Source organism: Zhihengliuella sp. ISTPL4 (assembly GCF_002848265.1).
Lineage (GTDB): Bacteria > Actinomycetota > Actinomycetes > Actinomycetales > Microbacteriaceae > Microbacterium.
In genome coordinates, this window is record NZ_CP025422.1 from 1,670,579 (window position 1) to 1,696,270 (window position 25,692).

Sequence of the window (25,692 nt, forward strand, 5' to 3'; positions counted from 1 at the left end):
TTAGTAGACCTTACGAACAGAGATTGTGCAACTGTCCCGCGCGATTCCGCGGGCAGGGTTACCGAAACGTGACATCAGGCCGTGCCCGACGGGGCCTCGTCCGACGCCGATCGGAGCAGGCGTTCGACGAGCCCGGCGACGATCCCCTCCCGCGTCTCGATCGACATCGGCTTCCCAGGCACGCCCGGTCGCCGCTGCTCCGGCGTCGGACCGTCCAGCGGACGATACCGCACCCCCGCCGCCGCGAGACGGCGCAGATGCGTGGGCAGGCGTCGCGCGAAGTCGGCGTACGGCGCCGGTTCTCCGCCGTCCCACAGCCGTTCCGCGATCGCGGCGAGGCGGGGGAACATCGCGAAGTCGACCCGGTCCCTGCTCGGCAGGTGCTCGGTCCAGACGTTCGCCTGACCGCCGACCGCGCCGTCGACGACGCGGAACGAGTACGACCGTTCGATGGTGAGCGGCGGGCCGACCCGGATGGGCTCCTCCGTCGACTCGGACTGCGGATAGTCGAGGTAGACCTCGAGGTCCGGACAGCCCACGACCGGGATCCCCCGTCGCAGCGCCTCCCGCATGGCGACCGGGCCCCGCCAGGCGAGGATCCGCACTCCTTCGGGAACCTCGCCCTCCAGCACCTCGTCCCAGGCCAGGGCCGTTCGCCCCCTGCGGCGGACGTGCTCGACGAAGTGTGCTGTGAACCAGGGCTGCACATCGTGCGCCGTCTCCAGCCCGAGCTCTCGCATCCGCGCCGCCGCCGCGGGGCTCTCCGCCCATTCCGTGACCGGGACCTCGTCGCCACCGATCCCGATCCACGCGGACGGGAACACCTCGCACAGCGCATCGATGGCGGCACGGCCGAACGCCAGCGCTTCCTCGGTCGGCGCGAGGGTGCGCGCGTTCACGCCGAAACGCTCCCACGGTCCGGTCGCCGGCTCCGCGACATCGACGTTGCCGAGCTCCGGATAGGCGGCGAGCGCGGCCTGGACGTGCCCCGGCAGCTCGACCTCGGGCACGAGCGTGACGAAGCGCTCGGCCGCATACCGCACCAGCTCGCGCAACTCGGCTGTGGTGTAGAAGCCCTCGTGCACGCCGGGCTCCACCGTCGCCTCCGGACCGTGTCCGCGCTGGGTGGCCTCGCGCCGTGCGCCGACCTCGGTGAGCCGCGGGTAGCCGGGCACCTCGAAGCGCCATCCCTGATCGTCCGTCAGGTGCAGGTGCAGGATGTTGAGCTGATGGTCCGCCAGCAGGTCGATGAGGCGGCGCACATCCTCCGCGGGACGGAAGTGCCTGGCCACATCGAGCATCGCGCCGCGCCAGGCATACGCGGGTGCCCCCTCCCAGCGCCCCGCCGGAATCGTCGCCGCAAGCGCGGGATCCCCCTCGGGATCGCGGAGCTGGCGGAGTGTCGTCACCCCGCGGAAGACGCCCTCGGGGGTCGCACCGGCGACCTCGACCCCGGAGGCGGCCACGGTCACCCGGAAAGCCTCGTCAGGGTGACGCCCCGCCGTGGCTGCTACGGTTCCCAGCTCCGCGTCGACCACGAGACGGATGGCGGGCAGGGAGCCGTCCGCTCGCCCGCCGCCGAGACGTCCGACGGCGGCGGCCAGCTCGGGAGCGGCGTCGATGGGCGTCTCCGGGGTCCACCGGAACCCGGGCGCCAGCGGGTCGATGCGCGCGGAGATGCGCGGCACGGTCGCGCGCGGCGCCGGCGGCGGCATGCGCAGCGCACGTCCGGCGACAGCCCCCGTCGGCTCACCGTCCGTGACGACCGGCACGCCGGCGACGAGCACCTCGTGCACCCCGCGCGGCGTTCCGTGCGGGTCCTCGAACGTCGCCCCCGCCGCGATCGTCTCGGGGTCGAACAGCACCAGGTCGGCGGTAGCCCCGGCGCGGAGGACGCCGCGCGGCGCGTCGCCGCGGTCGAGGCCCAGGCGCGCGGCCGGGTTGCCGGAGAGGTGGCGCACGGCTTCCTCGAGGCTCAGCACCCCGAGTTCCCGGACGTAGTGCCCGAGATAGCGGGGGAAGGTGCCGCGTCCGCGGGGGTGCGGCCGCGCTCCGATGAGGATGCCGTCGCTGCCGCCGGAGTGCCGGGGGTGCCGCATGATGGCTCGGACGTTGTCTTCGTCGCCGATGTGCATGAGCACGCCGGTGGCTCCCGCGTCGGCGAGGATCGTGTCGATCACGACATCGACGGCCCGGCGCCCCGACTCGGCGGCGATGTCGGCGACCGTCCGGCCGACGAGTCCGGCCAGGGCGGGGTTCGCGGTCCCGGAGATCTGGATCACCGACCAGTCGGCGACCTCCCCGTGGAAGCCGTCGCACCCGATCTCCTCGAGCTCCACCCGGACGGCCTCGCGCCCTCGCGCGTCGAGGGCGGCCAAGGAGCCCAGCAGATCACCGGTCGCCGCCAGGCGGCTCGGCAGGAGGGCGGAGAGGGTGGTCGCGCCCGGCAGGTACGGATACGTGTCCAACGTGACGTCGACCCCATCGGCCACCGCCTCGTCCACGAGCGCCAGCAGCTCCGCGGAGCGGCCCCGGTTCGGCGCGAAGTTCATGGTCGCATGCGTGAGGTGGACAGGGCACCCGGTGCGGCGGCCGATCTCGATCGCCTCGCGATACGCGTCCAGGGCAGCACCGCCGTAGCTGCGCGTGTGCGGCGCCCAGTAGCCTCCGCGTTCCGCGACCACGCGGCAGAGGACCTCCAGCTCGGCGACATCGGCGTACATCCCCGGCGTGTAGGTCAGGCCACTCGACATTCCGAAGGCCCCGGCGTCCAGAGCCTGGCCGAGGAGGTCGACCATGGCCGTGATCTCCTTGGTGGTCGCCGGGCGGTTGTCGTGGCCGACGACGATCATCCGGAGATTGCCCTGCGGCACGAGGACGGCCGCGTTGGCCACGGCCACGCCGTCGATCGCCCCCAGCAGATCGTCCATCGACCGCCACGGCACGGCCCCGGGCAGCCCGTTCCAGCCCGCGATCTGCGCGGGGATGACAGCGGCGGTGGCATCGTCCAGCGGCGCATAGCCCAGGCCGTCCTGCCCGAGCACCTCGGTCGTGACGCCCTGACGGATCTTCGCGTCGTGCGCGGCGCCCCGGAGCACCGCGAGATCGCTGTGCGCGTGCATGTCGATGAACCCGGGCGCGAGCACCAGGCCGGCCGCGTCGACCTCGACCGCACCGTCCGGCAGCTCGAACGTCCCTGCGTCGCCCTCGCGGACGACCGCCACCACCCTGGCCCCCTCCACCGCGACATCCGCGACGAACCGCTCGGCGCCGGTGCCGTCGACGACGGTCGCGCGCCGATAGACGCGTACCAGGCCGGCCGCGGCCTTCTCGGCGCTCAGAAGCATGTCGCCACCGCGCCGATCACCCGCGGGTCGGCGGCGTCGGGGTCGTCGATCACGGCGACGACGCGCCACTTGTCGAAGGCGGTGCACGGATGCGAGAGGCCCAGGCGGACGACGTCGCCCACGTCGACCGTCTCCCCGTCGGCGGGCCGCAGGAAAGCGTGCTGGTCGTTCAGGGCCGTGACGGCGCCGGCGACGGACTGCGGCACGGGGAGGTCGATGTCGAACGGCACGTCGCGGCGCCCGGCGTCCAGCAGGGCGAGCCCGGGCTCCGGGTGCGACACCACACGCGACCAGGCGTGCATCGCCGAGCGCAGCGGTGCGGTGTCGGTGAGCGGGCCGAACGGCGACATGCGGGAGTAGAAGCCGTCATCGTGGATCTGGAACGCCCCCGACCGCAGCACGACCTCGGCCTCTCCGCTCACCGTCCCGAGCACCGCTGCGGCGCGGTCGGGGAAGGCACTCCCGCCGGCGCTGAGCACGGGGCGGAGGCCGTCCGGATAGCGCAGCCGGCGGTGCAGCTCGATGAGCGTGGCGAGGAAGCCGTCGACCGCCGCGACGGAGTCGGCGGATCGGTCCGGGCCGAAGGGCCCCTCGTAGCCGGTCACCCCGGCAAGGCGGAGGCCGGGAGCCGCCGCGATGGCCTCGGCGATGCGCTCGCCCTCCCCCACCGTCCTGGCGCCGGTCCGTCCCTGTGCACCGCCGAGCTCGACGAGCACGTCGAGGGGGCGCGGGGCGTCGGCGAGCGCCTCGGCGAGGATCGCCACACCGGCGAGGGAATCCGCCCCGCACAGGATCCGCAGATCCGCATCGGCGACGAGCAGCGCGCCCAGCTCACGCGCGGCCGCGCCATCGGTCACCCCGTTGGCGATGAGCACCGTGTCGACGCCGGCGTCGACGGCGACGCGGGCCTGCCACGGCGTCGCGACGGAGATGCCCCAGGCTCCGGCGTCCAGCAGCCGCTGCCACAGGGCCGGGGCCATCGTGGTCTTGCCGTGCGGAGCGAGGCGGACGCCCTCCCGCGCGGCCCAGCCGAACACCGTGTCCTCGTTGTGCGCGATCGCGTCGGCGTGCACCGTGAGCACCGGGGTCTGGAGGTCGGAGAGGCGCAGGTCGGCAGCGGCGACCTGCGACAGCCGCAACCCCGTCGCGCGCGCCGGGAACCCCTTCGCCCAGGTGCCGAGAACGGGATCCGGAATTTGTAGAGGCATCTAACAAGGCTACTAGGCTGGCGGCATGACCGCGAAGACACGAGTTTCCACCGACGCCGCCCCCGCCCCCGCGCACACGTTCTCGCAGGGCGTCCGCAAGGGCCCGATCGTCCAGGTCTCCGGCCAGGGCCCCGTGGACCCGCAGACCAACGAATACCTGTACCCCGGCGACGTCGCGGCACAGACCACCCGCACCCTCGAGAACGTCAAGGCCATCGTCGAGGCATCCGGTGCCACCTTCGACGACGTCGTGATGCTCCGCGTGTACCTCACCAAGCGCGAGGACTTCCCGATCATGAACGAGGCCTACGGGGCGTTCGTGGAGGCGCACACGACCGGGGGCGTGCTCCCGTCTCGCACCACCGTCTTCACCGGCCTCCCCCGGGAGGAGATGCTCGTCGAGATCGACGGACTCGCCGTCGTCGACTGAGCCGAGCCCCCGGAAAGCGGGGAGGCACCCTATCAGGACCGTTGCCTCCCCGTTACCAGCCATCCCGTACCATGGACGACAGGACACGTCGAGACTGCGGGGGGTGTGGTTCGTGACCGATCTGATTTCAACGCCGGGCGCTGCAACGGGGGCACAGCCCGACGATGCGACGCCGACGAGCGTCTTGACGCCGTCCGATGCTCCGACCGACGCGGTTCCGCCGCAGACCGGCGAGCAGCCTCTCGCCTGGGCTCCCACCGAGCCGGCGCCGAGGAAGCGCCGTCTCGGCCTGTGGATCGGTCTCGGCCTCGGAGTGGTTGCGCTCGGTGCCGGTGCCGCCTCGATGATCCTCATCGCCCCCGGCACCACCGTCGCCGGGATCCCGGTCGGCTGGATGACGCCCGGCGCGGCGGCCGATGCGATCAGCTCGCACCTCGCCCAGACGGAAGTCACCCTCACGGGCGAGGGCGGCGACGCCGTGCTCACCGGAGCTGAACTGGGCGCGACCGCTGATGCCACCGCCCTCGCGGATACCGCGTTCTCCGCGCACCCGATGTGGAACCTCGGCTCCTGGATGGGCGACCCCGTCCCCGCTGACATCGTCCTCGACCAGGAGACCGCCTCCGCCGCGCTCCGCGACGCCGTACCAGGGAGCTTCACCGACCCGGTCGACGCCGGGGTCGTCTTCGACGCCGCGAACGGGTCGTACGTCGTCACACCGTCCGTTCCGGGAACGGGCATCGACGTTGCCAGCCTGAACGCCGCCTTCATCGAGGCCGTAGGCGACGGCCGCTCGACGTTCGAGTACCCCGGTGGTCCAGCCGAAGCGGCGCCCGCCGTGTCCGACGACGACGCCACGGCGACCGCGACCACGCTCAACACCATGCTCTCGACCATCGGCTTCTACGTCGGCGAGGAGCGGACCGTCCCGGTGTCCCCCGAGGTGGCCGCCTCCTGGCTGACAGTGGTCGACGACGATGGCCAGCTTCGCATCGAGGCCGACCCGAAGGCGATCCAGGCCACCGTCGACACGCTGCCCGCGGCCGTGGATCGCGCCCCTGTCAACGCGACCAACATCGTCGACTCCGCCGGCACCGTGCTGCGCGCCGAGCAGGAGGGTGTCGCGGGGCGCGCCCTCGGCGACACCTCGCAGATCGCCGACCAGTTCGCGACCCAGCTCGCCGCGGGCGATGGCGCCTTCATGCTCTCGGTGACGGAGACGCCCTTCGAGACGACGAACCTGTTCCGTCGCGCGGAGATCAACCTCAGCACGCAGCGGGCGTACCTGTTCGAGAACGACGAGGTCGTGCAGTCCTGGGCGGTCTCGACCGGGCTCCCGGGAACGCCGACGCCGACCGGCAACTTCAAGGTCTTCGCGCACACCGCCATGCAGGACATGGGGTGCTTCGAAGGGGCACCGTACTGCACCGAGGACGTGCCCTGGATCACCTGGTTCGCTCCGAACATCGGCTTCCACGGCACCTACTGGCACAACAACTTCGGCAACCGGATGAGCCACGGCTGCGTCAACCTGCCGATCGACCTCGCCAAGTACGTCTACGACTGGTCTCCCGAGGGCCTCGAGGTCGCCGTCTACAACTGACCTGGCGCCGCGCCCCGGGGCCCGCAGACGAGAAGGGGCGGATGCCGCAGCATCCGCCCCTTTCTATCGTCTCAGCGCAGGGCGTCGACGATCTCGTTGAGCGTCGTGGACGGGCGCATGACCGCCTCGACGAGCTTCTCATCCGGGCGGTAGTAGCCGCCGATCTCCGCCGGCTTGCCCTGCACCGCGTTGAGCTCGGAGACGATGGTCTCCTCGTTCGCGGCGAGCTTGTCGGCGATCGGCGCGAAGGCCGCGGCGAGCTCCGGGTCCTTCGTCTGCTTCGCCAGCTCCTGCGCCCAGTACAGACCGAGGTAGAAGTGGCTTCCGCGGTTGTCGATCGTGCCGAGCGCACGGCCCGGCGAGCGGTCTTCCTCAAGGAAGGTGCCGGTCGCGGCGTCGAGCGTCTCGGCGAGCACGCGGGCCTTCTCATTGCCCGTGCGGTCGGCGAAGTGCTCGAGCGAGGCCGCGAGCGCGAAGAACTCGCCCAGCGAGTCCCAGCGCAGGTAGTTCTCCTCGACAAGCTGCTGCACGTGCTTCGGCGCGGAGCCGCCGGCGCCGGTCTCGAACAGGCCGCCGCCCGCGAGCAGCGGCACGATCGAGAGCATCTTGGCGCTCGTGCCGACCTCGAGGATCGGGAACAGGTCGGTGAGGTAATCGCGCAGCACGTTGCCGGTCACCGAGATGGTGTCCAGACCGTGACGCATGCGGGCGAGCGTGTACCGCGTCGCCTCCTCCGGCGCGAGGATCGTGATCGTCAGGCCCTTGGTGTCGAGCGTGGCGAGACCCTGGTGCACCTTCGCGATGATCTGCGCGTCGTGCGAACGGTTCGCGTCGAGCCAGAACACCGCGGGGGCACCGGTCGCGCGGGCGCGGCCGACCGCGAGCTTGACCCAGTCCATGACCGGGATGTGCTTGGTCTGCGTCGCGCGCCAGATGTCGCCCTTGCCGACCTCGTGCTCGATGAGGACCGTACCCTCGCTGTCGAGCACCTGCACGATGCCGTCCGCCGCGATCTCGAACGTCTTGTCGTGGCTGCCGTACTCCTCGGCCGCCTGCGCCATGAGGCCCACGTTCGGGACGGTGCCGATGGTGGCGGGGTCGAGCGGACCGTTCGCGATCACGTCGTCGATCACGGCCTGGTAGACGCTCGCGTAGGACGAGTCGGGGATGACCGCGATCGTGTCGGCCTCCTCGCCGTCCTTGCCCCAGAGCTTGCCACCGTTGCGGACGAGCGCGGGCATGGACGCGTCGACGATGACGTCGCTCGGCACGTGGAGGTTCGTGATCCCCTTGTCCGAGTTCACGTAGGAGAGCCGCGGCCCCTCGGCGATCGCCTTGTCGAACGCCGCGGCGATCTCGGCGCCGCCGGTCACGTTCGCCAGGCCCGCGAGGATCGACCCGAGGCCGTCGTTCGGGCTGAGGCCCGCCTCGGCGAGCTGCGTGCCGTACTGGTCGAAGACATCCTTGAAGAACGCCTTCACGACGTGGCCGAAGATGATCGGGTCGCTGACCTTCATCATCGTGGCCTTGAGGTGCACCGAGTAGAGCACGTCGTCGGCCTTGGCGGCCTCGAGCGTCTCCGCGAGGAACGCGTCCAACTCCTTCGCGGAGAGGAAGGTGGCGTCGATGATCTCCCGCGGGAGGACCTTGAGGCCCTCCTTGAGGACGGTGACGGTGCCGTCCTTCGCCGTGTGACGGAAGGAGAGGACATCGTCGTGGGCGGCGACCCAGGAGCGCTCGTTGTGCTTGAAGTCGTCGTGGCCCAGCGTCGCGACGCGGGTCTTCGACCCCTCCGCGAACGGCTTGTTGCGGTGCGGGTGCTTCTTCGCGTAGTTCTTCACGGCCAGCGGCGCCCGGCGGTCGCTGTTGCCCTCACGCAGGACGGGGTTCACGGCGGAACCCTTGATGCGGTCGTAGCGGGCGCGGACGTCCTTCTCCTCGAGCGTCGAGGGCTCGTCCGGGAAGTCGGGGACGTCGTACCCCTGCTGCTGTAGCTCCGCGATGGCGGCCTTGAGCTGCGGGATCGACGCCGAGATGTTCGGCAGCTTGATAATGTTCGCCTCGGGGAGGGTGGCGAGGCCGCCCAGCTCCGCCAGCGCGTCGCCGACCTGCTGCTCGGGGGTGAGCTTCTGAGGGAAGGCGGCGAGGATGCGGCCGGCCAGAGAGATGTCCCGCGTCTCGAATTCGATGCCCGCCTGGCCCGTGTAGGCCTGGATGATCGGCAGGAACGAGGCGGTGGCCAGTGCCGGTGCCTCGTCGGTATAGGTGTAGATGATGGCGTCGTCGGTCACCGGGAGGTTCTCCGTTCACGAGGTCTATTTGTCTCGATACCAAGATACCTGAGCGGCTCCCGTCCCGAAGCGGGGGGTCCTGTCGCGCATGCCGTGACTCGTCACGTCCGCGAAAAGTCCGCGCGAGTGGTGAATGCGATGTCGGGAGGGGCTAGCCTGGGGACATGTCCGAACTGCGCATGGTCGAACTCTCCGCCGCGACGATCGTCGCCGTGAACAACCTGTCGCTCAAGCCCGGACAGGAGCAGTTCCTCGCCCCCGTCTCGTACGGCATCGCGGCCACCGTCATCAACCCGCAGACCTCCTGGCAGCGGGTGATCCTGGACCGCAACGAGGTCGTGGGCTTCGTCAGCGCCAACTTCGACGACGAGGCCCCGGAGGAGCACTTCCGCTCCGTGCTGTGGCGCATCAATGTCGACGCGGACGACCAGGGTCGCGGCATCGGCCGCTTCGCCGTCGAGAACCTCATCGACGAAGCGCGCACCCGCGGCGTCGACCACGTCAACGTGATCTACGAAGCGGGCGAGGACGGCCCGGAGGCCTTCTTCCGTCGCGTCGGCTTCACCCCCGTCGGGGAGACGGCCTACGGCGAGGTCATCGCCGAGATCCGCGTCCCCTCCTGAGACCGGCGGCGGGGTCTCGAATCCCCTCCCCCATCGAGACTCCGTCGCCCTCGGTCTTCCTGCCGACACCCGACGCGAGTCACCGCGGCCCGGCGCCGTCCGAGGGTGTGCCTTTGCCGCGGCGGCTGTTCCACGCGGCCAGCGCGGACGCCGCTGCGCCCGCCGCACGATCGATGGCCTCGGCGGAGCGCTGGATCATGTACTGTGCTGCGTCCTGCCAGGCGGGCGTCGGCGGCGCCTCGCCGGTCTGCACCTTCGCGGCGTGCTCGGCGGCCTCGAATGCCCGCTCCAGCTCCGCCACGGCATCACGGTACGCGGCATACTCGGCGGCGGTGACGCGGCCGGTCGTCTGCCGTCGCGCCTCGACCGCGGCTCCCGCCGCACGCAGGTACGCGGCCGTCTCCGGGCGCTTGACGTCCGTCATCTCCGGATAGGCGATCTGCAGCGCCGTGTCGGTCTCGTAGCGCATCCACCGCGCGGTCACGGCGTCGTGCTCCGCGTACAGGCGCTCCAGCGGTCGCGGGGCGGAGCCGACGGGGATCGCGGCGCGCGCGGCGTTCATCCGCACGCGGCGCGCACGCACGTCAGCGGCCGCTGCGCGCGCATCGCGTTCGCGCTCCTTGAGCATGCGGCGCGCACCGGCCACCTGCTCCGCGCTCGCCCGCTGCGCGGCTCGTTCCGCGGAGACCCGAGCGAGATCGGCACGGGCGACCTTCAGTGCGGTCCGACGGACGACCGCGCGCTGCTGGGCCTCGCGGAGGTCGTGCCGCGCCGCGTCGTACTCCAGCCGACGGCCGCTGCGGGTGTTACGGCGTCGGACGCCGATCGCGCCCGCGGTCACCCCGGCGGCGGCGGTCGGCGCGAGCCACCACCACTCCGCGACCAACAGGAAGGGGTCCATTCCTCGATGCTACCCACCAGGACCGACGAGCGCCGGACGAGAAGGGCCCGACATCTCATCGGATGCCGGGCCCCTCGGACGCACCGCAGCGTCAGACCAGCGTCTCCTGCCAGGCGGCGTGCAGCTGGGCGAATTTCCCGGTGCCACCGATCAGGACGTCCGGAGCATCGTCCTCGATGATGCGACCGTGCTCCATCACGAGGACCCGATCCGCGATCGCCACCGTCGACAACCGGTGCGCGATGATGATCGCCGTCCGGTCGGCCAGCAGGGTCTGCAGCGCGTCCTGGATCAGTCGCTCCGACGGGATGTCCAGCGAGGCCGTCGCCTCGTCGAGGATCAGCACCGCCGGGTCGGCGAGGAAGGCGCGGGCGAACGAGATGAGCTGACGCTGACCCGCCGAGACGCGGCCACCGCGCTTGTTCACGTCGGTGTCGTAGCCGTCCGGCAGCGCCGAGATGAACGCGTCGGCGCCCACCGCCCGCGCCGCCTCACGGATCTCGTCGAGCGTCGCGTCCGGCCGCCCGAGCGCGATGTTGTCGGCGACGGTCCCGCTGAACAGGTACGCCTCCTGCGTGACCATGACGATCGCGCGCCGCAGATCCTTCGGGTGCAGCGACCGCAGATCGACGCCGTCGAGCGTCACGGTCCCCGCGGACGGGTCGTAGAAACGCGAGATGAGCTTGGCCAGCGTCGACTTGCCCGCTCCCGTCGTCCCGACCAGCGCGATCGTCTGCCCGGCCGGGATGTCGAGCGAGAAGTTCGGCAGGATCGTCTTGTCCTCGTTGTAGGCGAACGTGACCTCGTCGAAGCGGATGTGTCCGCGGGACTCCCAGAGATCCACAGGCTTCTCCGGATCCGGCACCGTCGGCACCTCCTCCAGGACGCCGGACACCTTCTCCAGCGCCGCGGTGGCGGACTGGTAGGAGTTGAGGAACATCGCGATCTCCTGCATCGGAGCGAAGAAGTTGCGGACGTAGAGCACGGCCGACAGCAGCACGCCGACGGTGAGGGCGCCCTCCGAGACCCGGATGCCGCCCCACAGCACGACGATGCCGAGCACGAGCGCCGCGACGCCCATCAGGCCCGGCTCGAAGGTGCCGAACAGCAGCATCGAGCGACGGTTCACATCGCGGTATTCGCCCGCGACGCCCTGGAACGCCTCGTCGTTGCGCGGCTCCTTCCGGAACGCCTTGACGGCGCGGATGCCGGTCATCGTCTCCACGAACTGCACGATCACCTTCGCGCTGATGACGCGGGACTCGCGGTAGACGAGCTGCGAGCGCGAGTAGAACCAGCGCATGAGGAAGAACAGCGGGATGCCGCCGATCGCCAGGATCAGGCCCGACTGCCAGTCCCACACGCACAGCGCGATGAACGTGAACACGCCGAAGAGCACACCGGAGACGAGCTCGTTGAGCCCGCCGTCGAGAAGCTCCTTGATGGAGTCCAAGTCGCTCGTCTGACGGGAGATGATCCGCCCCGACGTGTACGACTCATGGAACTCCAGGCTCAGGCGCTGGGTGTGCAGGAAGATGCGCTTGCGCAGGTCCAGCAGCACCGCCTGGGTGAGCTTGGCCGCGATGATGACGTACCAGGCGATGAGCACGGCGGCCAGGGCGCCGGCGAGCAGGTAGATCCCGCCGACGACGAAGGTCGGCATCCAGTCGGCATCGTCCAGCACCGCCGGGAGCGCCCGGTCGAGGCCGATGCTGATGAGGATCGGGCCGGCCACCTGCAGCGCCGTCGAGATGACGAGCACGGTCGCGGCGAGCACGATCTGCGGCTTGAGCGGACGCACGAGCGAACCGAGCAGCCGCAGCGAGCGGCGGCGGATCGCCCTGCTCTCCTCCGTGGTGAGGCGGGAGCGGTCCTCGTCCTGGGTTCCGGTGAGGGAGCTCATCGCTGCACCTCCTCTCCTGCGAATCGCGGGGCGCTTGCGGGCGCCTCGTCGTCGGCCTCCTCGCGGATGCCTTCCTGCACGGTCTCGTGGATCTCGGTCTGCTCGTCGCGGATGATCGGGATCGCCCCGGTACGCGCGGCCTCCTCCGCCTCCAGGCTGGAGATGACGTGGCGGTAGTGCCGGCTCGTCTTCAGCAGCTCGGTGTGCGTACCGACCGCGGTGATCCGGCCGTCCTCGAGCAGCGCCACCCGGTCGGCGAGTGCCACGGTGGACGGACGATGCGCGACGATCATCGCCGTGGTGTCGGCGAGCACATGGCGCAGCGCCTCCTCCACGAGAGCCTCGGTGTCGACGTCGAGCGCCGACAGCGGGTCATCGAGGACGAGGACCCGGGGGTTGGCGGCCACGGCTCGGGCGAGGGCGAGCCGCTGGCGCTGTCCGCCGGAGAGGCTCAGCCCCTCTTCGCCGATCACCGTCTCGACGCCCTCGGGCAGCGTGTCGACGAACGAAGCCTGGGCGACCTCGAGCGCCTCGCGCAGCACGCGCTCCGCCTCGGGGCTGTGCACGTCGAGATCGGCGCGACCGAGGAGGACGTTCTCGCGGACCGAGGCGGAGAAGAGCGTGGCGTCCTCGAACGCCATCGCGATGTGCTCCCGCAGCTCGGCGAGCGTCAGGTCGCGCACGTCGACGCCGTCGAGCGTGACCCGCCCGCCCGTCACGTCGTACAGCCGCGTCGGAAGGGTCGTCAGCGTCGTCTTGCCGCTGCCGGTGAGCCCCACGAGGGCCATCGTCTCCCCCGGGCGCAGCACGAGGTCGATGCCGTCCAGCAGATCACGCTCGTCAGGACCGGCGTCCTGGTAGCGGAAGTGCGCGTTCTCGAACGCGAGTTCGCCGCGCGGGTTCTCGATGCGCACGGGGTCCGCGGGGTCGGTGATGGTGTTCGTCTCCGAGAAGATGTCGAACACGCGGTCCGTCGCGGTGCGCGCGTCGAGCATGAACGAGAAGAGGAAGCCGATCGACTCGATCGGCCAGCGCAGCACCACGGCCATCGCGAAGAACGCGAACAGCTCGGCCTGCGAGATCGCGCCCTGGGAGATGAGCCAGATGCCCGACATCAGGCTCAGGCCGAAGGCGATCTGCGGCATGAGGTCGAGCCAGAACCAGATCGAGGCGATCGCGCCGGCCTTGCTCATCTCCGTCTCGCGCAGCGTCTCCGCCTGACGGCTGAAGCGGCGGAGGGCGTGCTTCCCGCGCCCGAAGGCCTTGAGCACCCGGATGCCGTGCACGCTCTCCTCGACGCTCGTGGCGAGGTCGCCCGCCTGGTCCTGGCTACGGCGGGTGAGGGCGCCGTAGCGCTTCTCGAAGAGGTAGCCGCGGATCCACAGCGGGACGGCGGTCACGAGGAAGATCGTGCCCAGCAGCCAGTGCCAGCGGAACAGGAGGACGGAGCCGATGAGGATCGTCAGCACGTTCACGACGAGCAGCACGAGACCGAAGGCGAGCCACCGGCGGATCAGGCCGATGTCCTGCATCATGCGGCTGAGCAGCTGTCCGGACTGCCACCGGTCGTGGAAGGCCACGGGAAGGGTCTGCAGACGCGAGTAGAGCTCGGTACGCATGCGGTACTCGACCTGGGTGGCCGGGAACAGGACGAACTGACGACGGAGCCAGACCATGAGGGCTTCACCGAGGCCGAGGGCGAACACTGCGAGCGCGCCCCAGATGATCGCGTCGAGCGCTCCCGACTGCACGGGCCCGCCGATGATCTGCTCGAGCACGATGGGGATCATCAGCGCGATCAGCGCGGCCGCGAGCGCGCTGGCCGCGCCGCCGGCGAGCCGCCAGATGACCGGCTTCACGAACGGCTTCAGCCGCCACAGCGCGGCGGGCGTGGAGAGGGTGGACGAAGGGGACGGATTCTGCGCGGAAGACGAGGAGGACATGTCTCTCAGAGGAGTCGAAGGGGAGAAGAGCGGGGGACGGATGCGAGAGCGGGCTCGTGGAGCCCGGCATCCGGTGCAGAAGGGGAGGCGGAAGGCTCTAGGAGAGCGGGCGCGCCGGGGTCGAGCCGAGGGTGGCGATCCGCGCGGTGGCGATCGTGGTCATGGTGTCCTCCTCAAGGGCTCGGCGAGGTCGTCCGGTTGGCGCGACAGCCCATCAGCCTATTCCTGTGAACGAGCTGAGCGCAAGAGGAATTCCCGAGACGACGAGGAGCCCGCTCTCGGTAGAGCGGGCTCCGGGAGACCGGGGGGGTCAGCGGGCGGCGCGCTCCCGCGCCAGCAGGCTCTCTTTGACGGGCAGACCCCAGGCGAATCCGCCGAGGGAGCCGTCGGTGCGCAGCACCCGGTGGCAGGGCACGAACAGCGCAGGGGTGTTTCGCGCGCAGATGGACGCGGCCGCCCGCACCGCCCGCGGACTGCCGAGCCGGGCCGCGAAGCTGGTGTAGGTCAGCGGTTCCCCCGGCGTGATGCCGCGGAGCGCGGCCCATCCCGCGAGCTGCAGCGCGGTGCCGGTCTGCGCGACCGCGACCGCGTCCACGGCCGCGACGTCGCCCGCGTAGTAGGCGCGGACGGCCTCAGCGGCCTCCGTCTCGGTCTCCCGCACGGCGTCGGGACGGCTGCGGGCAGGCAGGCGGCCGAGGATCGCTTCGACGTCGTCCGTCCACCCGGAGACGAGGACGCGCTGGCGCTCGTCGGCGAGGATCGTGAAGGGACCGTCGGCGGTGTCGAGGGTCTGGATGAGAGCGGTCATGAGGTCTCCTCGGTGTCGAGAGCGGTGTGTCGGGCGGCCGGCGAGGCGGGTCTCTTCCGCGGGCCGGCGGGACGGACGGGGGCGGCGCGCCACAGGTGCGCACTGAGGTAGCTGCGCCACGGCGCGGTGCGCTCCGCCCAGGCGGTGAGAGCCTTCGGGTCGGCGGGAAGTCCGGATGCCGCGGCACCGGCGCGGAGGGCGACGTCGCCGGGGAGCAGCACGTCCGGATCGCCGAGCACCCGCATCCGGACGTAGTCGGCGGTCCAGGGGCCGATGCCGGGCATCGCCAGGAGGGCGGCGCGCTGCGTGGGGCCGTCGTCGCCGACGGTGAGGGTCAGACTCCCGTCCGCCAGAGCGGCGGCGGCGCCCGTGATGGCGCGGATCCGGGCGGCGGGCCCACGCAGCACCTCCGCGCCGTGCGCCGCGATCGCCGACATCGTGGGGAACAGCAGTCCGTCGGGGGTGCGCTCCCCCAGTGCCTCGGTGAGCGCCGTGAGGGCGGTGCGGGCGGCGACGACCGTGATCTGCTGACCGATCATCGCCCGGATGAGCATCTCGTGCGGATCGGCGGCCCCGGGGACGCGGATGCCGGGGGTCCGGGCGACGAGGGGCACGAGCGGCGGGTGCGCCGTCAGCGCCTCCTCGATCGCGAGGGGGTCCGCATCCAGGTCGAAGATCCGGCGCGCGGTCGCCACGAGCGGTGCGAGGTCGCTGAGCTGCGCGACCCGCGCACGGAGGCGGAGACGGTCCGCGGCGTCCTGGCGTACCTCGAACCATGCGGGGCCGCCCGGCATCCGGAGGTGCCGTGAGAACGAGGTCGCCGTGGTCTCCTCCACACCGGTCACGGCCCGGGCCGCCATCCAGCCGAAGACTCCGGCGGCATCCAGCGGCCCCCGGTACGGCAGGATCAGGTCGATCGTCCCCGGAGTTTCCGCGGCCGGGGTGCGGCGGCGCGCACGGAGCTCTCCCGGCGTGAGTCCGAACACCTCGCGGATCGTGTCGTTGCCCTGCCGGATGCTGTGGAAGCCGGCGGCGAACGCGACGTCCGCGATGGGCATGTCCGTGCCCACGAGGAGCATGCGGGCGGTGTGGGCCCGATGTGCCCTGGCGAGCGCGAGCGGTCCGGCGCCGAGCTCGGTCGTGAGCAGCCGGGTGAGGTGTCGGCTCGAATAGCCGAGGCGGCCGGCGAGGCCCGCGACGCCCTCGCGTTCGACGACGCCGGACGCGATCAGCCGCATCGCGCGGGCGGCGGTGTCTCCGCGGACATCCCACGCGGGCGATCCGGGGGCGGCCTCCGGCAGGCAGCGCTTGCACGCGCGGTAACCGGCCTCGTGCGCCGCCGCGCTCGTCGGATAGAACGTGACGTTCTGCGGCCTGGGCGTGCGGGCCGGGCAGCTGGGCCGGCAGTAGATCCCTGTCGACCGCACGGCCGTGACGAACTGCCCGTCGAAGCGGGTGTCCCTGGCGCTGATCGCCCGGTAGCGCTCGTCGAAGGAGGGGCTCATGTCCTCCACTCTCTCACCCCCGCGCGGCCACGGCTGGCGGAAATCGGACATCGCGGTGCGTCTCCCGAAACCCCGCCGACGCGTCGAGGCCCCGGCGTGCAGACGTGCGCACGGCGGGGCCTCGGCGAAAGATCGGGGTCTCGGTCAGTGGAAGAAGTGACGCTCCCCCGTGAAGAACATCGTGACGCCGGCCTTGCGCGCGGCATCCACGACCTCCTCGTCGCGCACGGAGCCGCCCGGCTGCACGATCGCCGTGACACCGGCGTCGATGAGCACCTGCGCACCGTCCGCGAAGGGGAAGAACGCATCGGATGCGGCCACCGATCCGGCCGCGCGGTCTCCCGCACGCTCGACCGCGAGGCGGCACGAGTCGACGCGGTTGACCTGGCCCATGCCGACGCCGACCGTCGCATTGTCCTTCGCCAGCACGATCGCGTTCGACTTCACGGCGCGGCAGGCCTTCCACGCGAAGATGAGGTTCTCCATCTCGGCGTCGCTCGGGCGCTCCCCCGAGACGAGCTCCCAGTCCTTGGCGACGGAGACGATGTCGTCCGGGAAGCGGTCCGCGTCCTGGAGCAGGAGGCCCCCGGACACCAGGCGCACATCCATGCGCTCCTGCTGCCAGTCCTCCGGGAGCTGCAGCAGCCGCAGGTTCTTCTTCGCCTTGAAGACCTCGAGGGCCGCGGGCTCGAACGACGGCGCGACGATGACCTCGGTGAAGATGTCCTTGAGGTTCTCGGCCATCTTCAGCGTCACGGTGCCGTTCGCGGCGATCACGCCGCCGTACGCGGAGACCGGGTCGCACTCGTGGGCGCGGAGGTGCGCGCTGGCGATGGGGTCGAGGGCGTTCGGCGCGGTGGTCGCGATGCCGCACGGGTTCGCGTGCTTGATGATGGCGACGGCCGGCTTGACCATGTCGTAGGCAGCGCGCAGAGCGGCGTCCGCATCGACGTAGTTGTTGTACGACATCTCCTTGCCCTGCAGCTGCGTGGCCTGGGCGATGCCGTGGCCACCGGCGCGGGTGTAGATGGCGCCGCGCTGGTGGGAGTTCTCCCCGTAGCGGAGCGTCGCGAGCCGCTCGGCCTGGATCGTCAGGTGAGCAGGGAGGTCGCCAGGGTCGTTGAGCGTGCCCTCGGCGAACCACTGCGCGACGGCGGTGTCGTAGGCCGCGGTGTGCGCGAACGCTCGCGCGGCGAGCTCGCGCCGCTGGGCGAGCGAGGTCCCGCCATCGGCGACCGCGGCGACGATCGCCGGGTAGGACTGCGGCGACACGACGATCGCGACGTTCGCATGGTTCTTCGCGGCCGCGCGCACCATGGCGGGTCCGCCGATGTCGATCTGCTCCACCACGTCGTCACCCTCGGCCCCGGACGCCACGGTCTCCACGAACGGATAGAGGTTGACCACGACGAGCTCGAACGGCGCGATGTCGAGGTCGGCGAGCTGACGTTCGTGGTCCTCCAGGCGCAGGTCGGCGAGCAGACCCCCGTGCACCTTCGGGTGCAGCGTCTTGACCCGGCCGTCGAGCATCTCGGCGACACCCGTGACCGCGGCCACGTCCGTCACCTCGAAGCCGGCCTCGCGGATGGTGGAAGCCGTCGAGCCCGTCGAGACGATCTCGACGCCCGCCTCCGCCAGGGCGGCGGCGAGCACGAGCAGATCGGTCTTGTCGCTGACCGAGACGAGAGCGCGCCGGATCGGCACGGTGTCGCGTTCGCGGTAGAGCGTGGGGGCGTGGCGGGGGCCGGCCATGATGGGCTCCTTCGTGCGGGGGCGTTCGGGTCAGGGGGCGGAAGTCAGGGCGAGGTCGCCGGTCGCGATGCGCCGGACGACGTCGATGAGGAGCCGGCGCTCGACCGGCTTGATGCGCTCGTGCAGCGTGTGCTCGGTGTCGTCTGCCCGGATCGGCACGCGCTCCTGCGCGAGGATCGGGCCGGTGTCGACGCCGTCGTCCACGACGATCACGCTGGCGCCGGTCTCACGGACGCCGGCGGCGAGCGCGTCACGCACGCCGTGGGCTCCGGGGAACTCCGGAAGGTACGCGGGATGGGTGTTGATGATCCGGGGCGCGTACGCCGCGACGAGCGACGACGGCAGCAGGCGCATGAGGCCGCTGAGCACCACGAGGTCCGGCGTCCAGACGGCGAGCTGACGACCCAGCTCTTCCCCCCAGGCCTCACGGCTCTCGTGCTCGTGCCACGGCACGGTGAAGCTGGGGATGCCGAACTCCTCGGCGTGAGCCAGCCCGTCGGCTTCGCGATCCGCCCCGACGACGACGACGCGCGCCGGGAAATCGGGGTGGCGAGCGGCCTCGAGGAGGGCGCGAAGGTTCGAGCCGGCGCCCGAGATGAGTACGGCGACCGTGAGCACGCGCCCAGTCTACCGGCGTGCCGGAGGCGCTCCGTCCGGGGCCGTGAGGCGCCGGGGCGGCTAGCGGCGGTCGTCGTCGGCGGGGTCGCGCGGTATCGTCCGACCGGGCAGCCCGCTGAGCGGTGCGGTGTCGGCGGCCACGTCGGAGGATACGGCCGAACCGTCGACGGGCCCCGCGGATTCCAGGGTGGACATCTCGGCGATCCAGCGGTCCGTGCGCTCCTCTGCGAGCTCGTCCCGGTGCCGCGGCGAGAGCAGCAGGATCGCCGCACCGACGAGCACCTCCGCGCCCAGGCACGCGGCGAACGGCAGCACCGCCGGTCCCGCCGCCTCGAGGCGGCCCGGCCCCATCGATCCCTGCGCGAAGACCGCGGCGAGCGCGGCCGCACCGGCGGAGACGGCGGCGATCCCCAGGGCGATGACGGCCCGCTGCAGAAGCCCGAGGGGCGTTCCCTCCCACACGAGTCGTGAACGCACGGCCCACCCGGCGAACGCGCCGGCGGCCACCGGGACGAGGATGACGATGAGCATCCACATCGAGGTGTTCTCCGGAAGCAGCCCGAAGGCCGGGATGCCGGGTACGACGCCGAGCTGCGTCCCGGCCGGCGACACCGCTGTGCCCGCACCGACGGCGAAGCCCGGGCCGGCCAGCCACGAGGCGGCCCATACGATCAGGGTCGGCAGGTAGGCGAGCTGGCCGAGGGTCAGCACGGTCGCGCCGAGCGCGTCGACCCGCGCCGCCTGGAACAGTGCGACGACCTCCCCCCCGCGGGTCAGGACCGACAGGGCGACGGCCAGCGCCGCGGCCCCCGTCACCCCGACCAGCGTGAACGCGGCCCCCTGGACGATCGCGGTCGGCACCGGCGCCCAGTCCTCCCTCGCATCCAGCACGTCGTGGATGCGATCGAGCAGTCCGCCGTCGCCGTCCTCCCAGGCCACGCGGACGGCACCGCACACCGCACCCACGAGATAGACGGCGGGGGGCAGCAGGATCGCGAGCGCGAGCGGGACCCGCGCGGCCTCCAGCGCGGAGGTGAGCGCGACGACCGCGGAGATCACGGCGAACACGACGCTCCCCGACAGCGACCCCAGCAGCCACGCCCCGGATCGCGCGGCCCGGGCTCCGGAGCGCGCGGCGAGGAGCAGGGTGAGGAACAGGAAAGCCAGGGGCGTGATCGAGACGACGAATCGAGCCGCCTCGGCGGGGATCGCCAGGGTCACGAGCAGGGCGTCGGGGATCGTGATCTCCAGCGGGACGCCGTGCCCGAACTCCCACAGCGTGCCGGTGAGCGGCCAGAGCGCACCCCAGTCGGCGGTGACGCCGAACACCAACGTCCAGAGGAGCGTCAGCGGCGCCAGCAGCACGGCCAGCCCGATGGCCGCGGTGATGGCGGCGTCGAGGGCGGCGAGAAGCGCGACGAGGAGGCGTTGCATAGCGCTTTCGAGACTACGACGAGTTCCCGTGCAGCCCCCGTGGGCGCGCGCGAGGCGGGCGACACGGTAGCGTTTCTCCGGAGGTTTCCCGATGACTACTGCCCCGCCCGCCCCGGCGTCCACCGAGCCCACCAGCACCCTGGACCGCTTCTTCGAGATCAGCAAGCGCGGATCGACGATCGGCACCGAGATCCGTGGAGGCCTCGTGACGTTCGTCACGATGGCCTACATCGTGATCCTGAACCCGATCATCCTGTCCGGAAAGCCGGACGTCGCCGGCCACATGCTCGACTTCAACGCTGTCGGCGCCGCGACCGCGCTGACCGCCGGCGTGATGACGATCCTCTTCGGGCTCGTCACCCGCCTGCCGTTCGGCTTCGCCGCCGGCCTCGGCATCAACGCCTTCGTCGCGTTCTCCGTCGTCGGCCAGGTCACCTGGCCCGAGGCGATGGCGCTCGTGATGATCAACGGCGTCGTGATCGTGCTCCTCGCCGCCACCGGGCTGCGCAAGGCGATCTTCGACGCGGTGCCGTTCCAGCTGAAGATCGCGATCACGGTCGGCATCGGCCTGTTCATCGCCTTCATCGGCTTCGTGAACTCGGGCTTCGTCACGGCCACCGGCGCCTCCTCGCCGCCTGTCGGCCTCGGCGTCAACGGGTCCGTCGCGACCGTGCCGAGCCTGCTGTTCGTGATCACCCTGCTCCTCACGGGCATCCTCGTCGCGCTCCGCATCAAGGGCGGCATGCTCATCGGCCTCGTCGGCGGCACCGTGCTCGCGGTCATCGTCGAGGCCATCTGGCACATCGGCGCCCGCGGCGTCGACGACGAGGGGAACGTCGTGAACCCCGGCGGTTGGGGCCTCACGGTCCCGGCGCTGAACGGCTCCCCCGTCAGCGTCCCCGACCTGAGCCTCATCGGCGCCGTCGACTTCTCGTTCGACCTCGGCAAGGTCAGTCTCGTCGCGCTGGTGATGATCGTCTTCACGCTGCTGTTCACGAACTTCTTCGACGCCATGGGCACCATGACGGGCCTGGCGAAGGAGGCGAACCTCGCCGACGACAACGGCGACTTCCCGCGCATCAAGTCGGCCCTCGTGGTCGAGGGCGTCGGCGCGATCGCCGGCGGTGCGACCTCGTCGTCTTCCAGCACGGTCTTCATCGAATCCGGCGCGGGCATCGGCGAGGGCGCCCGCACGGGCCTCGCGAACGTCGTGACGGGCATCGTGTTCCTCATCGCGATGTTCCTCACGCCGCTGACCTCGATCGTCCCGACCGAGATCGCCGCCGCGGCACTGATCATCGTCGGCGCGATGATGATGGCGCAGATCCGTCACATCGACTTCGGCGACTTCCGGGTACTGCTGCCGGTGTTCCTCACGGTCTCCGTCATGCCGCTGACGTACTCGATCGCCAACGGCATCGGAGCGGGCTTCGTGAGCTGGGTGCTCATCCACGCCTTCTCCGGCAAGGCCAAGACGATCAGCCCGCTGCTGTGGGTGGTCGGCGCCGGCTTCCTGATCTTCTTCGCCCGCGGCCCCATCGAGGCCCTCTTCGGCGTCGGGATCTGACCCCGCTTCTCGCCACACAAATGGCCCCATTCCGAAGCGGAATGGGGCCGTTTGCGTGATCGGGAGATGTGCGGGCATGACGAAGGCCCCGGGGTGGAGCCCGGGGCCTTCACATCAACCGTAGCTCAGATCAGAGCGACTCGATGATCTCGCGCATGAGAGCAGCGGTCTCGGACGGCGTCTTGCCGACCTTGACACCGGCGGCCTCGAGGGCCTCCTTCTTCGCCTGCGCGGTACCGGCCGAGCCGGAGACGATGGCGCCGGCGTGGCCCATGGTCTTGCCCTCGGGAGCCGTGAAGCCCGCGACGTAGCCGACGACCGGCTTGGTGACGTTGGCCTTGATGTACTCGGCCGCGCGCTCCTCGGCGTCGCCGCCGATCTCGCCGATCATGACGATGGCCTTGGTCTCGGGGTCGGCCTCGAACGCGGCGAGCGCGTCGATGTGCGTGGTGCCGATGACCGGGTCGCCGCCGATGCCGATGGCGGTCGAGAAGCCGAGGTCGCGCAGTTCGAACATCATCTGGTAGGTCAGCGTGCCCGACTTCGACACGAGACCGATCGGGCCCTTGCCGGTGATGTTCGCGGGCGTGATGCCGACGAGCGCCTCACCGGGGGTGATGATGCCGGGGCAGTTCGGCCCGATGATCCGGGTCTTGTTGCCCTTGCTCTGCGCGTAGGCCCAGGCTTCGGCCGAGTCGCCTACGGGGACGCCCTCGGTGATGACGACCAGCAGCGGGATCTCGGCGTCGATGGCCTCGATCATCGCGTCCTTGGTGAAGGCGCCGGGAACGAAGGCGATCGACACGTCGGCGCCGGTCTCCTTCATCGCCTCGGCGACGGAGCCGAAGACGGGGAGCTCGACGGCGTTGCCGTCCTTGTCCGTGTGCGAGACCGTGGTGCCGGCCTTGCGGGCGTTGACGCCGCCGACGACCTGGGTGCCGGCCTTGAGCATCAGCGCGGTGTGCTTGGTGCCCTCGCCGCCGGTGATGCCCTGGACGATGACCTTGGAGTCCTTGTTGAGGTAGATCGACATTCTTCTCGTCCTTCAGTCTCAGGCGTTGGCGAGCTCGGCGGCCTTGTCGGCGCCCTCGTCCATGGTTGCGGCCAGGGTGACAAGCGGGTGCGCGTAGTCGGCGAGGATCGCGCGACCCTCGTCGACGCGGTTGCCGTCGAGGCGGACGACGAGCGGCTTCGAGGCCGTGTCGCCCAGCGTCTCCAGGGCGCCCTTGATGCCGTTGGCGACGGCGTCGCACGCCGTGATGCCGCCGAACACGTTGACGAACACGCTCTTGACCTGCGGGTCGCCGAGGATGACGTCGAGACCGGCGGCCATGACCTCGGCCGAGGCGCCACCGCCGATGTCGAGGAAGTTGGCGGGCTTGACGCCGTTGTGGTTCTCGCCGGCGTACGCGACGACGTCGAGCGTCGACATGACGAGTCCCGCACCGTTGCCGATGATGCCGACCTCGCCGTCCAGCTTGACGTAGTTGAGGCCGGACGCCTTGGCCTTGGCCTCGAGCGGGTCGGCCGCGTCCTTGTCCTCGAGCGCCTCGTGCTCGGGGTGGCGGATCTCGGAGGCGTTGTCGTCGAGCGTGACCTTGCCGTCGAGTGCGATGATGTCGCCGTCCTCGGTGCGGACGAGCGGGTTGACCTCGACGAGCGTCGCGTCCTCACCCTTGTAGACGTCGTACAGCTTCACGAACACGTCGGAGACCTTCTCGACGAGGTCCTCCGGGAAGTTCGCGGCGCGGGCGATCTCGACCGCCTTCTCCTTGTCGATGCCGGTCAGCGGGTTGACCTCGACGCGGGCGAGGGCCTCGGGCTTCTCGACGGCGAGCTGCTCGATCTCCATGCCGCCCTCGACGGAGCAGAGGGAGAGGTAGGAGCGGTTGGCGCGGTCGAGCAGCACGGAGAAGTAGAACTCCTCGGCGATGCGGGCACCCTGCGCGACCATGACGCGCTTGACGACGTGGCCCTTGATGTCGAGCCCGAGGATGGCCTTCGCCGCCTCGTACGCCTCGTCGGGGGTCTTGGCGACCTTGACACCGCCGGCCTTGCCGCGGCCTCCGGTCTTGACCTGGGCCTTGACGACCACGACACCGCCGATCTTCTCGGCAGCCGCCTTCACCTCCTCGGGGGTGTCCGCGACGATGCCGGCGAGGACCGGCACTCCGTACTTCTCGAAAACGTCTCGTGCCTGGTACTCGTACAGATCCACTGTGCTTCCTTCACTGGGCTGCGGTCTGGTCTGGTGATTCTCTCGATGTCGAGACATCGACCAGTCCCCCAGCCTACTACCGCAGGCTGAACGCTCCGACGCCGGCGGACCTCGGCGACGAGCGCACCCCTCCGGTACCATCCTCAGCGTCGGAGCAAGACGGAGGAGACCACGTGAGCGACCTCACCCGCGCCCAGGCGCAGCGCATCATCCGGGACGAGAGGCTCACCGCGACCGCCAACTGGTTCGGCCGTACAGGCCGCCGCGAACGATCGGCATGGATCGATCGAGAGGGTGACGCGTGGATCGTGTGGGAGACCGACGAACGCGGCGAGGAGTTCTTCGACCCATCGCGCTTCTCGTCCGAGGCCGAAGCACTTGACCAGTTCCTGCGCATGGCCCGCGCCCACAAGGCGGCGGATTCCACCGCCGTGCGCCGGGTCGAAGGGGCAGACATGACGGCGCTCACCGCCGAAGGCGCGCAGCACCTCATCCGCGAGGAGAGGCTCACCGCGACCGCCAACTGGTTCGGCCGCACAGGACGGCCCCAGTCCGCCGCCTGGATCGATCGCGACGGCGAGGACTGGATCGTGTGGGAGACGGACGAGCGCGGTGGCCGCTTCCACGCGCCGCTCCGCTTCCGCTCCGAAGCCGAAGCCCTGGACCTCTTCATACGGATCGCGCGGCGGTATCGGACGTCGGACGCTCACGCGGAACGGCGGCCCTTGGACGCCTCCTGACCACAGCCAGGATCAGCATGGACGGTCGCGCGCGCTCACGGAGACGCGGGTGCGGGAACGTCGGCATCGGTCTGTTCCCGCGGGGCCGTCGGGCGCGGGCCCCACGGCGGTCTAGGCTTTCGCCATGCACGAATCCGCAGAGCTGCGCACCGGGGGCGTCGTCGCCGCCGCGCTCGAACTCTTCAGCGCCCAGGGGTTCGACCAGACGTCCGTGGAGCAGATCGCCAAGGCCGCCGGTGTCTCCCGGTCGACCTTCTTCCGGCAGTTCGGCGGTAAGGAGGACGTGGTCTTCGCCGATCACGAGGTCCTGCTGGAGCAGCTTCGGGAGTTCCTCGACGAGGGGCACGACGATCCGTGGGGTGCGGTCTGCGCGGCATCGGAGTCCGTGTTCACGCACTTCGCGAACGACCCGGAGCTCGCGCGACGGCGCTACCAGATCGTGCGGGAGGTGCCGGTGCTCCGCGAGCGCGAGATCATCACCGTGTTCCGCTACGAGCGGCTGTTCGACGAGTACCTGCGCAGCGCCCTTCCGGGGGTGGATCCGCTGGACGCGGTGGGCTTCGCCGCGCTCGTGACGGCGGTGCACAACCACGTGCTGCGGCAGCTCCTGCGCGGACGGAAGAAGGTGCCGCTGTCCACGCTGCAGTCCGCACTCGCGGATGCGCGTCGACGGTACGGCGTGGGCGAGGACGCCACCGCCGGGGCTCCGGACGACGTGGTCGTGGCGGTCTTCCCCCGCTCGATGCCCATCGCCGAGGTCACCAGGAGACTGCGCTCCGAGCTCGACTGAGCCCGCCGGGG

The 25,692-nt window shown here is 70.9% G+C and carries 19 protein-coding genes; 6 read left to right on the forward strand and 13 right to left on the reverse strand.

The window, feature by feature from the left end; translation table 11 throughout:
• Nucleotides 1-74: 74 nt before the first annotated feature.
• Nucleotides 75-3,347 carry a family 20 glycosylhydrolase gene (locus tag CYL12_RS08020; protein WP_101847075.1) on the reverse strand — a complete coding sequence of 1,091 codons (3,273 nt, stop codon included), beginning with the start codon at nt 3,345-3,347 and terminating at the stop codon, nt 75-77.
• Nucleotides 3,338-4,555 (reverse strand): alanine racemase, encoded by a 1,218-nt coding sequence (locus CYL12_RS08025; RefSeq protein WP_101847078.1) that lies wholly within the window; start codon nt 4,553-4,555, stop codon nt 3,338-3,340. Before CYL12_RS08025 ends, CYL12_RS08020 begins: the two co-directional genes overlap by 10 nt.
• 25 nt (nt 4,556-4,580) lie before the next feature.
• Between CYL12_RS08025 and CYL12_RS08030 the strand changes: the two genes are divergently transcribed.
• Entirely contained in the window at nt 4,581-4,985 is a 405-nt protein-coding gene (locus CYL12_RS08030) for a RidA family protein (protein WP_101847082.1), read from the forward strand.
• Between the two features lie 103 nt (nt 4,986-5,088).
• Nucleotides 5,089-6,588, forward strand: coding sequence for a L,D-transpeptidase (locus CYL12_RS08035; RefSeq protein WP_101847084.1), 1,500 nt, complete (start codon nt 5,089-5,091; stop codon nt 6,586-6,588).
• Between the two features lie 71 nt (nt 6,589-6,659).
• Here CYL12_RS08035 and CYL12_RS08040 read toward each other — a convergent pair whose 3' ends face one another.
• On the reverse strand, nt 6,660-8,879 hold the full coding sequence (locus CYL12_RS08040) for an NADP-dependent isocitrate dehydrogenase (RefSeq protein WP_101847086.1): 2,220 nt from the start codon (nt 8,877-8,879) through the stop codon (nt 6,660-6,662).
• 164 nt (nt 8,880-9,043) lie between these two features.
• Here CYL12_RS08040 and CYL12_RS08045 point away from each other — a divergent pair, with 164 nt between their 5' ends.
• The gene (locus tag CYL12_RS08045; RefSeq protein WP_101847088.1) at nt 9,044-9,502 is read left to right on the forward strand and encodes a GNAT family N-acetyltransferase; all 459 of its coding nucleotides are present in this window, start codon (nt 9,044-9,046) and stop codon (nt 9,500-9,502) included.
• Between the two features lie 79 nt (nt 9,503-9,581).
• Here the strand turns inward: CYL12_RS08045 and CYL12_RS08050 are convergent, their stop codons facing one another.
• The 8 genes from CYL12_RS08050 to CYL12_RS08085 all read right to left on the reverse strand — a co-directional run bounded on the left by CYL12_RS08050 (nt 9,582) and on the right by CYL12_RS08085 (nt 20,366).
• On the reverse strand, nt 9,582-10,403 hold the full coding sequence (locus CYL12_RS08050; protein ID WP_101847090.1) for a hypothetical protein: 822 nt from the start codon (nt 10,401-10,403) through the stop codon (nt 9,582-9,584).
• A gap of 91 nt (nt 10,404-10,494) precedes the next feature.
• Nucleotides 10,495-12,306 (reverse strand): ABC transporter ATP-binding protein, encoded by a 1,812-nt coding sequence (locus CYL12_RS08055; RefSeq protein ID WP_101847092.1) that lies wholly within the window; start codon nt 12,304-12,306, stop codon nt 10,495-10,497.
• Complete coding sequence (locus CYL12_RS08060) at nt 12,303-14,249, reverse strand: ABC transporter ATP-binding protein (RefSeq protein WP_233486862.1); 1,947 nt, start codon at nt 14,247-14,249, stop codon at nt 12,303-12,305. The genes CYL12_RS08055 and CYL12_RS08060 overlap by 4 nt, the downstream gene beginning before the upstream one ends.
• 310 nt (nt 14,250-14,559) lie before the next feature.
• Nucleotides 14,560-15,057, reverse strand: coding sequence for a methylated-DNA--[protein]-cysteine S-methyltransferase (locus tag CYL12_RS08065; protein WP_101847094.1), 498 nt, complete (start codon nt 15,055-15,057; stop codon nt 14,560-14,562).
• Nucleotides 15,054-16,562, reverse strand: coding sequence for a DNA-3-methyladenine glycosylase 2 family protein (locus CYL12_RS08070; RefSeq protein WP_101847096.1), 1,509 nt, complete (start codon nt 16,560-16,562; stop codon nt 15,054-15,056). The genes CYL12_RS08065 and CYL12_RS08070 overlap by 4 nt, the downstream gene beginning before the upstream one ends.
• Nucleotides 16,563-16,706: 144 nt before the next feature.
• Nucleotides 16,707-18,314, reverse strand: a complete 1,608-nt coding sequence (gene purH / locus CYL12_RS08075) for a bifunctional phosphoribosylaminoimidazolecarboxamide formyltransferase/IMP cyclohydrolase (protein ID WP_101847098.1) — start codon at nt 18,312-18,314, stop codon at nt 16,707-16,709.
• Nucleotides 18,315-18,344: 30 nt separating this feature from the next.
• A complete protein-coding gene (gene purN, locus CYL12_RS08080; RefSeq protein WP_101847100.1) occupies nt 18,345-18,932 on the reverse strand; it encodes a phosphoribosylglycinamide formyltransferase in 588 nt (195 codons plus the stop codon).
• Nucleotides 18,933-18,992: 60 nt separating this feature from the next.
• Entirely contained in the window at nt 18,993-20,366 is a 1,374-nt protein-coding gene (locus tag CYL12_RS08085) for a cell division protein PerM (protein WP_101847102.1), read from the reverse strand.
• Nucleotides 20,367-20,457: 91 nt separating this feature from the next.
• Here CYL12_RS08085 and CYL12_RS08090 point away from each other — a divergent pair, with 91 nt between their 5' ends.
• Nucleotides 20,458-21,933: an NCS2 family permease gene (locus CYL12_RS08090; RefSeq protein WP_101847105.1), complete on the forward strand. Its 1,476-nt coding sequence runs from the start codon at nt 20,458-20,460 to the stop codon at nt 21,931-21,933.
• A 130-nt stretch (nt 21,934-22,063) separates the two neighbouring features.
• Here CYL12_RS08090 and sucD read toward each other — a convergent pair whose 3' ends face one another.
• Together sucD and sucC are read right to left on the reverse strand one after the other, a co-directional pair.
• The gene (sucD, locus tag CYL12_RS08095) at nt 22,064-22,966 is read right to left on the reverse strand and encodes a succinate--CoA ligase subunit alpha (protein ID WP_025103778.1); all 903 of its coding nucleotides are present in this window, start codon (nt 22,964-22,966) and stop codon (nt 22,064-22,066) included.
• Nucleotides 22,967-22,984: 18 nt separating this feature from the next.
• Nucleotides 22,985-24,151, reverse strand: a complete 1,167-nt coding sequence (sucC, locus tag CYL12_RS08100) for an ADP-forming succinate--CoA ligase subunit beta (RefSeq protein ID WP_025103777.1) — start codon at nt 24,149-24,151, stop codon at nt 22,985-22,987.
• Between the two features lie 173 nt (nt 24,152-24,324).
• Between sucC and CYL12_RS08105 the strand changes: the two genes are divergently transcribed.
• Together CYL12_RS08105 and CYL12_RS08110 are read left to right on the forward strand one after the other, a co-directional pair.
• Nucleotides 24,325-24,891: a hypothetical protein gene (locus tag CYL12_RS08105; RefSeq protein WP_101847107.1), complete on the forward strand. Its 567-nt coding sequence runs from the start codon at nt 24,325-24,327 to the stop codon at nt 24,889-24,891.
• A 124-nt stretch (nt 24,892-25,015) separates the two neighbouring features.
• Nucleotides 25,016-25,681 (forward strand): TetR/AcrR family transcriptional regulator, encoded by a 666-nt coding sequence (locus CYL12_RS08110; RefSeq protein WP_101847109.1) that lies wholly within the window; start codon nt 25,016-25,018, stop codon nt 25,679-25,681.
• Nucleotides 25,682-25,692: the final 11 nt, after the last annotated feature.

Excerpts from the sequence above, each read along its gene's own strand:
- CYL12_RS08020 (WP_101847075.1), bottom strand. The coding sequence starts at position 3,347 with ATGCTTCTGAGCGCCGAGAAGGCCGCGGCCGGCCTGGTACGCGTCTAT.
- CYL12_RS08025 (WP_101847078.1), bottom strand. The coding sequence starts at position 4,555 with ATGCCTCTACAAATTCCGGATCCCGTTCTCGGCACCTGGGCGAAGGGG.
- CYL12_RS08030 (WP_101847082.1), top strand. The coding sequence starts at position 4,581 with ATGACCGCGAAGACACGAGTTTCCACCGACGCCGCCCCCGCCCCCGCG.
- CYL12_RS08045 (WP_101847088.1), top strand. The coding sequence starts at position 9,044 with ATGTCCGAACTGCGCATGGTCGAACTCTCCGCCGCGACGATCGTCGCC.
- CYL12_RS08050 (WP_101847090.1), bottom strand. The coding sequence starts at position 10,403 with ATGGACCCCTTCCTGTTGGTCGCGGAGTGGTGGTGGCTCGCGCCGACC.
- CYL12_RS08055 (WP_101847092.1), bottom strand. The coding sequence starts at position 12,306 with ATGAGCTCCCTCACCGGAACCCAGGACGAGGACCGCTCCCGCCTCACC.
- CYL12_RS08060 (WP_233486862.1), bottom strand. The coding sequence starts at position 14,249 with ATGTCCTCCTCGTCTTCCGCGCAGAATCCGTCCCCTTCGTCCACCCTC.
- CYL12_RS08065 (WP_101847094.1), bottom strand. The coding sequence starts at position 15,057 with ATGACCGCTCTCATCCAGACCCTCGACACCGCCGACGGTCCCTTCACG.
- CYL12_RS08070 (WP_101847096.1), bottom strand. The coding sequence starts at position 16,562 with ATGAGCCCCTCCTTCGACGAGCGCTACCGGGCGATCAGCGCCAGGGAC.
- purH (WP_101847098.1), bottom strand. The coding sequence starts at position 18,314 with ATGGCCGGCCCCCGCCACGCCCCCACGCTCTACCGCGAACGCGACACC.
- CYL12_RS08085 (WP_101847102.1), bottom strand. The coding sequence starts at position 20,366 with ATGCAACGCCTCCTCGTCGCGCTTCTCGCCGCCCTCGACGCCGCCATC.
- CYL12_RS08090 (WP_101847105.1), top strand. The coding sequence starts at position 20,458 with ATGACTACTGCCCCGCCCGCCCCGGCGTCCACCGAGCCCACCAGCACC.
- sucD (WP_025103778.1), bottom strand. The coding sequence starts at position 22,966 with ATGTCGATCTACCTCAACAAGGACTCCAAGGTCATCGTCCAGGGCATC.
- CYL12_RS08110 (WP_101847109.1), top strand. The coding sequence starts at position 25,016 with ATGCACGAATCCGCAGAGCTGCGCACCGGGGGCGTCGTCGCCGCCGCG.